The sequence below is a fragment of the Nostoc cycadae WK-1 genome (genome assembly GCF_002897135.1).
In the GTDB taxonomy this organism is placed as follows: domain Bacteria; phylum Cyanobacteriota; class Cyanobacteriia; order Cyanobacteriales; family Nostocaceae; genus Nostoc_B.
This window is the reverse complement of the sequence record NZ_DF978440.1, coordinates 60,324-73,019: the sequence shown is the minus strand read 5'-3', so window position 1 is coordinate 73,019 and position 12,696 is coordinate 60,324. Positions and strand designations below refer to the sequence as shown.

The window sequence follows — 12,696 nt, the reverse complement described above, 5'->3', positions numbered from 1 at the left end:
TTTTTACTTGAAGCGTCAGGCTTTTTACTGGAAATCTTGAGGAAAAAGCAGGAAATTCCGTGCTTCATCGGAAAATGTTCTATTCTTTTTCTTAATTTCTGACTTTTAACTACGGAAATGTCAGTATGAATTCTCAAATCAATCTATTCACACCTGTTAAACTCGGCGCTTACACACTCTCCAATCGCATTGTCATGGCTCCCATGACTCGTTTACGGGCTGTTGACAATCTTCCTAACTCACTGATGGCGACTTATTACGCCCAACGTGCAAGCGCTGGGTTAATTGTGAGTGAATGTGTAGCCATCTCACCTTTGAGTTTGGGATATATCAACTGTCCGGGAATTTATACAGACGCACAAGTAGCGGGATGGCGATTAGTAACTGATGCTGTCCATAAACAAGGAGGACGGATTTTTCTGCAACTTTGGCATTCAGGAAGAATTGCACATCCGTTTTTGCTGAATGGAGAATTACCAGTTGCGCCGAGTGCGATCGCTGGTGTTGGTTCGCTACACACTCCTAATGGTAAAGTCTCTTTAGAAACACCCCGCGCCCTAGAAACTTCAGAGATTGCTGGTATTGTCAAGGGATTTGCCAAAGCAGCTGAAAATGCCTTAGCTGCTGGGTTTGATGGTGTGGAACTGCACGGTGCATTTGGCTATTTAATCGACCAATTTTTACAAGATGGCTCAAATCAGCGCACTGATGAGTATGGTGGTTCCATTGAAAATCGCAGTCGATTTCTCTTAGAAGTTGTGTCAGCTGTCGCTTCTGTTTGGGGTGGAAATCGCGTAGGAGTTAAGCTTTCACCAAGTAATACATTTTATGGTATTTCTGATTCCCACCCAAAAGAGACATTTGGCTATGCCATTAATGAACTAAATCACTTTGGACTAGCATATCTACATCTAATGGAGCCAAATGAAACCGATTTGACAACCCGTGCAGTAATAAATCCTGTGACACCTCTGTTTCGACAAATCTATCAAGGGACATTGATTACCAATGGCGGCTATAATCGCCAAACAGGAGACAATATCTTAGCTAACAACAATGCCGATTTAGTGTCTTTTGGGCGGCTGTTTATCTCTAACCCAGATTTACCAAAACGTTTGCAGTTGAACGCCGAGTTAAATACACCAGACCAAAAGACATTTTACGCTCCCGATGCTACTGGCTATACAGACTATCCATTTTTAGAACTTCAGGCAAGTTAAGTTGTGATTTCCACAACTTTTTTAGTTTTATAATCTTCCTGGAACAGCAGGCAAAACAGGTAAAGAAAGATGAGTGAACAGAAATTTGGCTCAAACGTTTTCTGGTATACAAAATTTGCTCATTAACCTGATTTAAAGTCTGTTTTTTTTGCTAGACAATATTAGCTTACAGGTATCTCAAAAATATGGATTTATCCAACATTACTACTCTGCATAACTTAGAAGCAGCCTTCGGTGGTGAATCGATGGCTAACCGTAAGTATTTGTTTTTTGCTAAAGTTGCTAGTAAATTAGGATTTGCGGATTTAGCAAAACTTTTTCGTGAAACCGCAGAACAAGAAACCGAACACGCTTTTGCTCATTTTCAGTTGCTGCATCCAGAACTAGTGGTTGAAGATTCTGCTGCTTTAACTGATGAACAAAAAAAGCAAATTGTCTCTCGTTGCTTATCTTTAGCCATTGAAGGTGAGACTTACGAATACACTACAATGTATCCTGAATTTGCCGCAGCGGCACAAAGCGATCGCGACAATCCAGCCGCCGCCGAATTTCTCAAACAAGCACAAGAATCTGGCGAACACGCCGATACATTTCGAGAGGCCGCACACCGTTTTGGCTTGCTTAAATTTATCGAAAATTACCACGCTGATCGCTACACTGAAGCATTAGAAGTCTTAAATGGCGGACAAGCAGTCACCAGAGTAGCGAGTGATGATCCTCAAACTCGCAAATGGATTTGTCGTCAATGCAGTATGATTTACGATCCGGTGGCTGGCGATCCCGATTCGGGAATTGCACCGGGTACACCGTTTGAAGATATTCCAGATGATTGGCAATGTCCAATTTGCGGCGCTACCAAAAAGACTTTTAAACCACTAGAAGAAAAAGTCGCGGCTTAAGATATAAAGATTAGAGACTAGAGGCTAGGAACAAGGATTTTTCTCTGATTAAGATTGGCTGAGTAGAAATTACTAGTCCCTAGTCTTTAATCCTTCGTCTCTTTTTCATCTGCACATTTAGTTAATAGAAAATTACAGTAAAATACTCAGCAACTGTAAAATTCTTGTTTATCTACACTAGCTATTACACTATTTTTCAACTAACTCAGAATAAATGTAATATTCTGTATGATCACACCCTTCAGCCATTGAGCGATCTCTGAACATTTGGCAACAAGCATGTTCATCTTCTCTAGTTATTTTTTGGTTTATGTCTGCGGGACGGTGCGAATATTCTTCTATTACTTTCAATGGTGTATTAATCACTTCTTGAGTATTTGTATATTTTCCTAGTTCGCTGCGAAATTTATGTAGTTGCTCATCTTCAGGCGTTACCAAAATATTCATTGGTTGAGTACCTCTGTTATCTGTTCTAAAATTCTACTGTGTTTTGCTATGAATAACCTTTTGGGTAACTATAGAAAACATAAATAAGTTGTTAACAAATCTATTTATTGCTTGTGCCGTTTTATATCTGTTTACGAGTCAGTTCATAAATCAAACGGATTGTTATTTTACAACACAATAAAAAGACAAATATTAAAATACTTATACTGATTTTGGGCATGAGTCTGATTTTACACGTATTTCTGCTGCATCGTAGTCGCTGCTAGTTTATATTTACAACGGCAATTGTGAAAATCCGCTGAAGTCAATTGATACAAAACAGCACCCCATCCTAAAATTAGGGGACGGGAGTTTCACAGCCCATTAAACTTAGATGAATGCTGACGACTTTTTTAACCAAGGGTTTAACAAAAATTTGCAAGGAGACTTTCAAGGAGCGATCGCAGATTACACAGAGGCGATTCAGCTAAAACCTAACTTTGCTGAAGCCTACTATAATCGCGGCAATATTTTTTATAGCTCACTCCGAGATTATCGTGCAGCAATTGCCGATTTCGACAAGGCAATTCAACTTAAACCTAATTTTGCTGAAGCTTATCATAACCGAGGCAATACCCTTTACTCTCTAGCAGATTACGAAGAAGCGATCGCTGATTATGAGTGGGCATTAGCCATCAATCCCAACTTAGCAGAATCCCATCACGGTCGCGGAAATGTTTACTGTGCGTTAGGAGAGTATGATCGAGCGATCGCTGATTATCACCAAGCGATCGAGATTAATCCTGAGTTAGTGACACATATAGATTTTGATATAGCACGAGCTTTTCATTATCGGGGTGTAGCTCGCAGCGAAAATGGCGATTACCAAGGTGCATTGGCAGATTTTCAGCAAGCATTACAGTGGTACCCCCAGTATGCTGCCGTTTACAGCAGTCGAGGGAATATTTTCCATATTTTAGAAGAATATGAGCAAGCGATCGCCGATCATGAACGAGCATTACAGCTAGATCCTCATTTGGTGGAAGCTTATCATTATCGAGGTAATACTTGCTATGTTTTAGGCGACTATCCAGGTGCAATTGCTGATTATAATCGCGCCTTACAAATTAACCCATATTTTGCCCAGGCGTACTACAATCGCGGACTTGTTCGTTCTTACCTCAAAGATTATCCAGCGGCGATCGCAGATTTTAACCAAGCTCTGCAATTAAATCCTGATGATGTGCAAGCATACTACGAACGGGGATTAGTGCGGGCAACTTTAGGCGATTATCCAGGTGCGATCGCCGATTATGAACAAGCACTAGCTAAAAATCCGACTTTAGCTTTAGTCTACGGTTTTTTGGCTCATGCCCGTTGTCAGTTGGGTGACTATCAAGGCACAATCACCGATAGCGATCGCATCTTGCAAATTCACCCCGAATATGCTGAAGGATACTGCGATCGTGCTACGGCTCGTCGTTGTTTAGGCGATTATCAAGGCGCTATTTTAGATTACAATCGCGCCTTGCAACTCAAACCTAATTTAGCTACAGCATACTATGGTCGTGGTTTAGCCCGCGAAGCGCTGCAAGATTATCTCGCAGCAGTAGAAGAATACACCCAAGCAATCAAAATTGATCCTGATTTTTCTCAAGCTTACTGTAACCGGGGTAATGCTCTGCGCCTTTTAGCCGCTGAACAAAGAGCTTTAGCCGATTACAATCAAGCCATCAAAATCAACCCCAGTTTAGTAGAGGCTTATTACAATCGGGGTTCCCTGCGCTATGCTTTGCAAGACTATCATGGTGCAATTGCCGATTACACCACAGCTTTGCAGATTAACCCCAACTCAGCAGCATTTTACAGCGATCGCGCCAGTGCCTACTATGCTCTGCAAGATTATCATGGTGCAATTGCCGATTACAATCAAGCCATTGTCCTTGACCCCAGTTTTGCCGAAGACTGGTATCATCGCGGACGCAGTCGTTTGCTGTTGGGCGACTTACAAGGCGCATTAACTGACTTAAACCAAGCCTTACAACGTCAACCTCATTGGGCTTCAGCTTATATGTTACGTGCTGATGTCTATCGCCAACTAGAAGATTTTCAAGGTGCGATCGCTGATTTTCAACAATCTGCCAACATCTATTATCAAGAAGGAAATATTGAGTATTATCAACAAATGTTAACAGCGATCGCTCAACTAAAATCTAACGTCTAAGCGAGGAAATTTTCTGCTTAATTAGCTAGATTAAGACAATTTTTGCATAAAGTCTATGTTTATTTTGTAAATTAGTGGTTTGACATAGATTTCTCAGCTATTATGATTGATTAGCGTATAGTTTTGTTGTTTTTTGGGAAAGGCGGAGAGCAGATATAAATCAAGCATCCGCCATTTATTTTGCCATAAAATTTAAAGTATAAATACTCACTTTGATGGTTCTAACCACAGCAATATCACAACATCAAATATCCAGCTAGAGACTGGGAAAAAATTAGCTATCTTTGATACAAAATACTCATAAAAGCATTGGTAAGATAATACGAATACATACAGATTTCTCTGTAGTATTATCTTTCATCTCAATTAAGTATTTTCCCTGTTGCCTCAATATCTCATCCCCAAATAGTATTTACGACATTGTTTTAATCCTCTAAATTATTGTGAAATCAATTCTCCAAAGTTACTTAGAGCAAGAAATTTGGCTATTAATACGAGACAAGTGGTATTTCGCAACAATTATCAATGTTTGTGATGATTTGTTATGCTTTAAACACAGAACGCATAACAAAGATACAGAAGAAGATACTTTGTGGGAAATGGTTGTGAAAACCAGTGAAGTAGTTGCCATTGATAAAGTTATATCTGTGATTAGTAGAAAGCCAGATGTGTTTATTTCCCGTCTGTTAGAAACTAATAGACCAACAGATAATCAGCAACAAGAATATGAAAATTAAAAATAATTAGTGTAGTGTAATTCTTAATGTGAAGGGTGGCGCGATCGCTTTACCCTTCTCTTGCTATTATTCCTCATCATTGCCAAAAGTCACACATGGACTATCAATTTCCTCCCTAGGTTGAAAGGAACTGCAAAAACTCACAACTGCACAATTAACATCCAATTCATCAGGATGAATGCACTCTATTACTGATTCTGTTTTGACATGAAACGTACAGTCATTACATATAGTCTGACAATTTAACTGAGACTGCTGCGAAATGGCATCGCAATTATCTCTTAATTTTTCTAAAGCTTGAAATATAGATTGAAGTTGTGGGGTTTGAAATACCTGCTTGGTAGATGTAAAAAACTCCGAGAGATTAGCTAATTCTTGATGTTCATATACACTAGCTTGGCAAACCATTTCTAATTGATCAATTTGCCGCAGAAATTGAGACTCAGGTGAATTACCTTGCTCATATTCTTCCCACAAATCAATCCAGTATGAGCAATTAGGGAGTTTTTCTAGTATCAGAATCAAAGAATTTCTTTCTAACTGATATTTTTCTGGTTGATCAACTTTGTCCCTAGGAGTTATATCACCAGCATAGACTTCTCCTAAGTCATGAATTAAAGCCATCTGGACTAATTTAGTTTTATCTATTTTGATTGCATAAATATCAACTAAAAATAATCCTAGTAGAGCAACACCAAACGAGTGTTCAGCAACGCTTTCACAATACTTAGGCTCAATACCGTGTTGTAACCAGCCCTGACGATATAATTGTTTGAGATGATTAAATTCAAAATAAGCTTGAATAATTGGCAAAGTATTCTTGCCTGCTAACAGCGTCATTGGTAAAGCAGCTTTTGTTTGCATTTTAAGTAGATAAATGAGGCTGAAATTCCCGACTTATCAAAGAATTCGGGAATCTTATGATTTCGTATGAATAACTGAAGCGATCGCCCTAACTAATTCTTCTGGAACCACAGGTTTAGCAAGATGTAATTGAAAGCCAGCCGCGAGTGCTTGGCGTTGATCATATTCAGCCGCATAGGCCGTCAAAGCAATAGCTGGAATTTGTCTGTATTTTTCTGGAAATTGAGTTTTGATTTGCTGCATCAAGGTATAACCATCGACATCTGGCATACCAATATCACTAATTAGAACATCTGGTAAGTATTCTGCCAATAAAATTAATGCTTCTGCGGCCGATGCTGCAACTTTCACTTCTGCGTCATACATTTTGAGAATAGCAACTAATAAATCTCGCATATCAGCATCATCATCTATCGTCAATATTTTAATTTGGTTGAGATTGATGTCCTGCACTGATGTTTTATCGTCTTGGCTATATGCCAAATTATCGGCAATTACAGGCAATCTGATTGTAAATGTTGCTCCTAAACCTTCGCCCAGACTCTCGACTTTGACTGTACCACCATGCAGTTCTGTGATGTGACGAGCGATCGCCAGTCCCAAGCCTAAGCCACCAAATTTGCGTGTTATTGTACTATCCTCTTGACGAAAATAGTCAAATACGAATGGTAAAAACTCAGGATTAATACCTTTACCTGTATCTTTGACTTGAATTTGTACCTGTTTGCCAACTTGCTCTAAACGAATTTCTACTTGTCCATTATCAGGTGTAAATTTAATTGCATTGGAGAGCAAATTCCACATCACCTGTTGCAGCCGTCCCGCATCTCCTGAAACCTTTCCCACATCAGGACTAAATAAAGTTTGTATATGAATATTTTTGGCTTCTGCTGCCAAGCGTACTGTTTCTAAGGCTGCTTCAATGGTAGTAGTTAAGTTGACAGTTGCTACATTTAAAATTATCTTGCCGCGTAAAATCCGCGAAATATCTAACAAATCTTCAATTAGTTGAGTTTGTAATCTAGCATTACGCTCGATTGTTACCAAAGCTCTTTCTGTTGCTTCCCCATCTAACTTTCGGGAACGTAGCAGTTGTGTCCATCCCAATATCGGATTTAGAGGTGTTCGCAGTTCATGGGATAAGACAGCTAAAAACTCATCTTTAATCCGGTTGGCGGTTTCCGCTGCTTCTCGTGCAGACTGTTCTTGTTTTAATAGTTTTTCCCGTTCTGCTTCTGCGAGTTTGCGTTCTGTGATATCTCGACAAATTGCTTGGACAGTTGGCAAACCGTTGAGTGTAAACAGCGTTGCACTCACTTCCACGGGAAGCCGTTGTCCGTCTTTTGTGGTGTGAACTGATTCCACAACAATATGCTGTTCGACTAACAGCCTCTCAATACCTGCTTTAGCATTGATAGAGGATGAATCGATAATTTTAGCAACCGACATTGTGAGTAGTTCATCTCGGTCATAACCCAGCTTTTTACAAGCTTGTTCGTTGACTTCAATAAATTGTCCTGGTTGAAAATCGCTGGTCAAATGATAGACTAACACCCAGTCTTCCATACCGTTGAACAGCGTAGAGAAGCGTTCTTCTCTTAGCCGCAGTGCAGTTTCTACTTGTTTACGTTGCATAGCTTGCCGATAGGCATCGCTCACATTAAACAATGCGCCTTTGACACCAATCAAGTTTCCCGCCTGATCAAAATTCACCTTTCCTCGGTCTTCCACCCAGATAATTTCGCCATTGTCTGGACGCAAAAAGCGAAACTCTGAGATGTAACTACCTTGAGAGGCGATCGCTTCTTGGACTTTGGCTTGGTGCTGTTGTAGATCATCAGGATGAACTAAGCTCCAACCCTCTTCTCCTGATGCAGTCAGCATTTCTGGGAGTAAACCTAAAACATCACAGGCGTTAGCAGAACGATGAATTATGCCTGTATGAGCATCCCAAGACCAAGCCACCATCCGAGCAGCTTGTAATGCTAAACGTAAGTTTTCTTCACTTTCATTCAGTGCTGCTTCTGCTTGAATGCGATCGCGTAGCGCAGCTTGCTGTTCGCTAATATCAATCGACATCCCAGCAACTAATTGACGACCCCCAGCATCTTGGAAGGGAAATTTAAAGGTCATAAAATGATATTCCCTATCCTCTAATTGCACTGTTTCTAGATACTGAATCATCTGCCCATAATGTAATACTTCTAAATCATGACTACGCACTTGTTGAGCCGTTTCAAAAGGAAATAAATCAAAATCTGTTTTGCCAATTAAATCTGCTGGCTCCCAGTTGAAAAGTCTTTTTACAAGTGCATTGACATAAACATATCTTCCATCTGCATCTTTGATAAAACCCGTAATTGGGCTATGCTGCATAAAACTCTGAAATAATTCTTGGCTCTCTCGCAGTGCTACTTCTGTGAGTTTGCGCTCCATAAATTGCCCAATCTGACTACCAATTGTTGCCATCATTTGCAACAAATCTTCGTCTGGTGCTTGAATGTGGCTGCTAAAGCATTCAATTACACCTAACATCTCATCCCCTAAAAGGATGGGAAAGCCAAAAACTGTATTTAAACCACTGTGAATTGCGGTTGTGGCTCTAGTAAAATTTTTGTCTTCACTAATTTGGGCAATCCATGTAGGTTGATGACTGACCCAAATCCGACCAGGAAGTCCCATCCCAGGTGCAAAAGTTATTTGCTGATTTTCTGCAATGAAGGCTTGTAAATTACTGCTTGGCGATTGCCAACTATTAACGTGACGTAAAATATTTTGGTGAGAATCTACTTGCCAAATCACCCCTAATTGCCATCCCAGACTTTCACACAGAGATTGCAAAATTGCGGGTACAGCATCAACTAAAGTGGTCGCCTCAGCTAAAACGCGCGTGACAGCGTATTGTGCTGCTTTGCGCTGTTCTTCCCGTTGGCGATCGCTAATACATTGCGCCTGTTCGCTAATCACAGCTTGCTTTTCGGTAATATCAAAAGTTAAGACATATATCCCATTAGCCGATGGATAGGCGCGATGTTCTAACCAACGTTGCGACTTGAGATGAAAATATTCAAAATTAACCGAGATTTGTGCGGCTACTGCTTGATGTAATTGCCTGTAAAGTATGCTGTCAACTGTCTCCGGCAATAATTCCCAAAAATTTTCACCTAAAATATTCTCTTGGTCAATACCAAATAACTTTATCTGGCAATGATTCATGTAGATACAACGCCATTCCCGATCCAGAAACCAACAACCATCAGTAATGCTTTCCAAGAGACTTTCACCCAACGTGATCATAAATTCAGGCAAATTGAAATCTCTCTGACCAACTACCCCCTCCGTTACCTCACTGATTTCGCTTTCCCGTGATTTCTTGTCTTCAGTCAAAGCGTCTCCTCATTCTCTACAAAATTCTTATACAGTTATTAGCTTCCTGTTTTACAGTCGATAAAATGTTGTGGTACCAAACATACATCAATTAATATTGAATAATTAATATTTTTATTTTGTTATCTATTAAAAGCAGGATTTTAACTAATATTTTGCACCATACTGAATAAATCTAGGGTAGGCAATGTCCACAACGTAAAAATCAGGCTTTGACCGAATTTTTTATATTACCAACCTGACTTTAATTGCAATACAGCGGTTGCGGCAAGATGTAATTTCATTATTCAAAGTTGCTCACAAACCAAATACAGCAGAGAACAGAGTAAAAAGTCTTGTGAACTGTGGGTTTTTGCTGACTTGATGTCCTCAACTAACTAACCGCAATTATTATGGCAAATTGTCAACTTATGTGCGTTAAATTACTAAACAATAGTAATAGTCGTCGTTGAGCAGTTTGTTTATGACTCAAAATGATAACAACGAACAATCCACGAGCCATGAGTTATCTTCACATTCCGGTGCGAGATACTGGGGTAACGTGGAGGTTATAGAAGAAGGTGATAGCTATAGAATTAGTCGCGTGGAAATTAAACCTAGGCATGGTATTAAACCACAAATCCATTACCATCGCAATGAACATTGGGTTGTAGTATCTGGTGTGGCCAAGGTAACTTGTGGAGAGACAGAAGTATTGCTGAACCGCAATGAATCTACTTACGTTCCAGCTGCAACATTACATAAAGTGGAAAATCCTGGCTTAATTCCCTTAGTAATTTTAGAAATTCAAAACGGTGAATATTTGGGTGAGGATGACATCGAACGTCCTTATGACCTCAACTTAATCAAACCACCATCGGAAAATAAGTGAAGATAGTCAAGAGTCAATGGTCAATAGTCAAGAGTCAATAGTTATAACCAAGTGCTGAGTTTAAAAGCAGTTGCATGAAAGCTTTGAATCATCAGCAATTTTTTAATTTATTTAACTACAGCTATAAAAGCAACTTTTGACTTTTGACTTTTGACTTACTCAAAACCATCCTTCTTGTTCCAAAGTTTCGATTAGCTGTAAGCCACGAGGGTCGCCTACGCCGAGTAGTGCGGCTTTGGCATCTTCTCGCACACCTAAATCTTTGTCTTCAGCAAAGGCTTGAATTAAGGCATCAATAGCTGTGGCATAAACAATATTAGAGGGCAATTCTTTGCATAACTGTCCAATGGCCCAGGCGCTATTACTCCGAACTGCGGAAATTGGGTCTTGAACTAAAGCTTCAATTAAAGCGGGAATTGCCCCAACAACAGCTTCGTAACCCACCTCAGCCATTTGAGCTAAAGCACTAGCCGACCACAACCGTACAGCAGAAATATCTGTTCTTAAAGCATCTGCTAGGGGTGCTAAACAACGGCGATCGCGGCAATTACCCAACGCCCAAACTACACCTTTGCGTACATAACCGTTCCAATCGTGGTTGAGTTGGGCAATCAACGGTTCTACCGCTTCTTTACTAGGATTGCGACCAATACTATATGCTGCACTCACTCGCACTAAAGGACATGAATCCGTTAACAGGTGAATCAGTAGGGGGATAGCTCTTTCATCTTCAATATCACAAAAAGCACGCGCCGCCAGCATTCTCTGCTGCGGTTGCGGATTTTCCAGAAGGGCTAACATCACTTCTGGATCGGGTTTTGCCACTTCTGACTCAGCAGTTAGTGGCTCCATTTTATCGAGAGGGCTTTCTAGCTCTACGTCAGGATCGAGTAGGCTTAGGTCATCGTCGTCATACATACTTCATTTAGATGCCAAGTGGGATTTTAAGATAACCCCCCGTGCCAATAATTCTACGCCTGATAGGTATTTGCTAGATTATTGTACACTTTATGTTCACCATGATTAGATTTGTCTGGGAAATTGGGAGATATGAAGTGTGAAATTTTATCCTGTAGGCTTGTGTCTCCTACTTTTTGACCATTGATCCCTTCGGGGTGACGCTCCTAACGTCGCTAACGCCAGTCGCTCATGAGGGAAACCCCCTACAGCCCTTTGGGCATCCTACGGCGGGCGTTAGCCTCTCCCTTTGGGAGAAGACCGCGCTGGCTCACTATTGACTATTGACCCCAATTTGTTTGACCATCCACAGAGATTGAGTTTGATAACCGAGTTGGTTGTAGAGATTTAAAGCTGGTTGGTTAGATTCAAAGACTTGTAAGCCAATTTGCCGATCGCCTCTTTCTGTTGCCCACTTTTCTAAATACTGCATCAAAGCTTTACCAATGCCCCGCCGTCGATGTTCTGGGATAACGTAAAGCAAAAAAATATGAGCATGGCGATCGCCATTAACTTGATCTACGGCATTCCCCACCCAAACACAAGCAACGGGGCAGGAGGCAGGGAGCAAGGGGGAAGATGTATTGTAAGTTACTCCCCTCTGCCCCTCTGCCCCTCTGCTCACGCCAGTCGCCTCAACGGGGGGAACCCCCGCACGGCGCTGGCTCCCCTGCTCCCCGACATCCACCCACCACAAGGGCGTATCTTTGGATAAATATTGCTCAACAGTACGGGCGAGGTGGGCAAAATCTTGCTGGGGAAAACGCTCCTGGTAAGTTCGTTGCATAAACTTGACTAGGAGCGATCGCTCTAATGTTGAGCCACGACGAATCAAATACCCTGGTATTAATTGCTCAGACACTTTATTTGCTGAGGGTTAACAAATCAATAGCAGTAGCAGGTAAAATCACCCCAGTTCCTTCAATGGGTGCGGGTGCAGCCATATCGGCAGGTAAAAAGATGCGGGCGCTGACTGCTACTAAAGCAACGATAAATACTAAAACTACGAGTAGTGGGGCGATGTATTGACGAAATATAGCCATATTCAGTAAGTCAAAAGTTAAAAGTTAAAAGTCAAAAGAAAGAAACTGAGTGCTGAGTTGAAGAATTT

The 12,696-nt window shown here is 40.8% G+C and carries 11 protein-coding genes; 5 read left to right on the top strand and 6 right to left on the bottom strand.

The window, feature by feature from the left end; translation table 11 throughout:
* The first annotated feature begins 125 nt into the window (after positions 1 to 125).
* Both NCWK1_RS24240 and NCWK1_RS24235 read left to right on the top strand, forming a co-directional pair.
* On the top strand, positions 126 to 1,220 hold the full coding sequence (locus tag NCWK1_RS24240; protein ID WP_103126471.1) for an alkene reductase: 1,095 nt from the start codon (positions 126 to 128) through the stop codon (positions 1,218 to 1,220).
* A gap of 185 nt (positions 1,221 to 1,405) precedes the next feature.
* On the top strand, positions 1,406 to 2,119 hold the full coding sequence (locus NCWK1_RS24235; RefSeq protein ID WP_096577172.1) for a rubrerythrin family protein: 714 nt from the start codon (positions 1,406 to 1,408) through the stop codon (positions 2,117 to 2,119).
* A gap of 189 nt (positions 2,120 to 2,308) precedes the next feature.
* On the opposite strand, the gene NCWK1_RS24230 is transcribed toward NCWK1_RS24235, so the two are convergent.
* Positions 2,309 to 2,566: a hypothetical protein gene (locus NCWK1_RS24230; protein ID WP_096577170.1), complete on the bottom strand. Its 258-nt coding sequence runs from the start codon at positions 2,564 to 2,566 to the stop codon at positions 2,309 to 2,311.
* 373 nt (positions 2,567 to 2,939) lie between these two features.
* Between NCWK1_RS24230 and NCWK1_RS24225 the strand changes: the two genes are divergently transcribed.
* On the top strand, positions 2,940 to 4,769 hold the full coding sequence (locus NCWK1_RS24225; RefSeq protein ID WP_103126470.1) for a tetratricopeptide repeat protein: 1,830 nt from the start codon (positions 2,940 to 2,942) through the stop codon (positions 4,767 to 4,769).
* Between the two features lie 443 nt (positions 4,770 to 5,212).
* Positions 5,213 to 5,506, top strand: a complete 294-nt coding sequence (locus NCWK1_RS24220) for a hypothetical protein (RefSeq protein WP_096577166.1) — start codon at positions 5,213 to 5,215, stop codon at positions 5,504 to 5,506.
* A gap of 66 nt (positions 5,507 to 5,572) precedes the next feature.
* On the opposite strand, the gene NCWK1_RS30520 is transcribed toward NCWK1_RS24220, so the two are convergent.
* Both NCWK1_RS30520 and NCWK1_RS24210 read right to left on the bottom strand, forming a co-directional pair.
* Positions 5,573 to 6,370 carry an HD domain-containing protein gene (locus NCWK1_RS30520; protein WP_103126469.1) on the bottom strand — a complete coding sequence of 266 codons (798 nt, stop codon included), beginning with the start codon at positions 6,368 to 6,370 and terminating at the stop codon, positions 5,573 to 5,575.
* A 54-nt stretch (positions 6,371 to 6,424) separates the two neighbouring features.
* A complete protein-coding gene (locus NCWK1_RS24210; RefSeq protein WP_146034037.1) occupies positions 6,425 to 9,757 on the bottom strand; it encodes a PAS domain S-box protein in 3,333 nt (1,110 codons plus the stop codon).
* Between the two features lie 463 nt (positions 9,758 to 10,220).
* On the opposite strand from NCWK1_RS24210, the gene NCWK1_RS24205 reads away from it, so the two are divergent.
* Complete coding sequence (locus NCWK1_RS24205; protein WP_096577160.1) at positions 10,221 to 10,628, top strand: phosphomannose isomerase type II C-terminal cupin domain; 408 nt, start codon at positions 10,221 to 10,223, stop codon at positions 10,626 to 10,628.
* A 159-nt stretch (positions 10,629 to 10,787) separates the two neighbouring features.
* Here the strand turns inward: NCWK1_RS24205 and NCWK1_RS24200 are convergent, their stop codons facing one another.
* The 3 genes from NCWK1_RS24200 to NCWK1_RS24190 form a co-directional block, all read right to left on the bottom strand.
* Complete coding sequence (locus NCWK1_RS24200; RefSeq protein WP_096577158.1) at positions 10,788 to 11,546, bottom strand: HEAT repeat domain-containing protein; 759 nt, start codon at positions 11,544 to 11,546, stop codon at positions 10,788 to 10,790.
* 313 nt (positions 11,547 to 11,859) lie between these two features.
* The gene (locus tag NCWK1_RS24195; protein ID WP_096577156.1) at positions 11,860 to 12,447 is read right to left on the bottom strand and encodes a GNAT family N-acetyltransferase; all 588 of its coding nucleotides are present in this window, start codon (positions 12,445 to 12,447) and stop codon (positions 11,860 to 11,862) included.
* 1 nt (position 12,448) lies between these two features.
* Positions 12,449 to 12,628 carry a hypothetical protein gene (locus tag NCWK1_RS24190; RefSeq protein ID WP_096577154.1) on the bottom strand — a complete coding sequence of 60 codons (180 nt, stop codon included), beginning with the start codon at positions 12,626 to 12,628 and terminating at the stop codon, positions 12,449 to 12,451.
* Positions 12,629 to 12,696 lie beyond the last annotated feature (68 nt).

Excerpts from the sequence above, each read along its gene's own strand:
- NCWK1_RS24240 (WP_103126471.1), top strand. The coding sequence starts at position 126 with ATGAATTCTCAAATCAATCTATTCACACCTGTTAAACTCGGCGCTTAC.
- NCWK1_RS24235 (WP_096577172.1), top strand. The coding sequence starts at position 1,406 with ATGGATTTATCCAACATTACTACTCTGCATAACTTAGAAGCAGCCTTC.
- NCWK1_RS24230 (WP_096577170.1), bottom strand. The coding sequence starts at position 2,566 with ATGAATATTTTGGTAACGCCTGAAGATGAGCAACTACATAAATTTCGC.
- NCWK1_RS24225 (WP_103126470.1), top strand. The coding sequence starts at position 2,940 with ATGAATGCTGACGACTTTTTTAACCAAGGGTTTAACAAAAATTTGCAA.
- NCWK1_RS30520 (WP_103126469.1), bottom strand. The coding sequence starts at position 6,370 with ATGCAAACAAAAGCTGCTTTACCAATGACGCTGTTAGCAGGCAAGAAT.
- NCWK1_RS24205 (WP_096577160.1), top strand. The coding sequence starts at position 10,221 with ATGACTCAAAATGATAACAACGAACAATCCACGAGCCATGAGTTATCT.
- NCWK1_RS24200 (WP_096577158.1), bottom strand. The coding sequence starts at position 11,546 with ATGTATGACGACGATGACCTAAGCCTACTCGATCCTGACGTAGAGCTA.
- NCWK1_RS24190 (WP_096577154.1), bottom strand. The coding sequence starts at position 12,628 with ATGGCTATATTTCGTCAATACATCGCCCCACTACTCGTAGTTTTAGTA.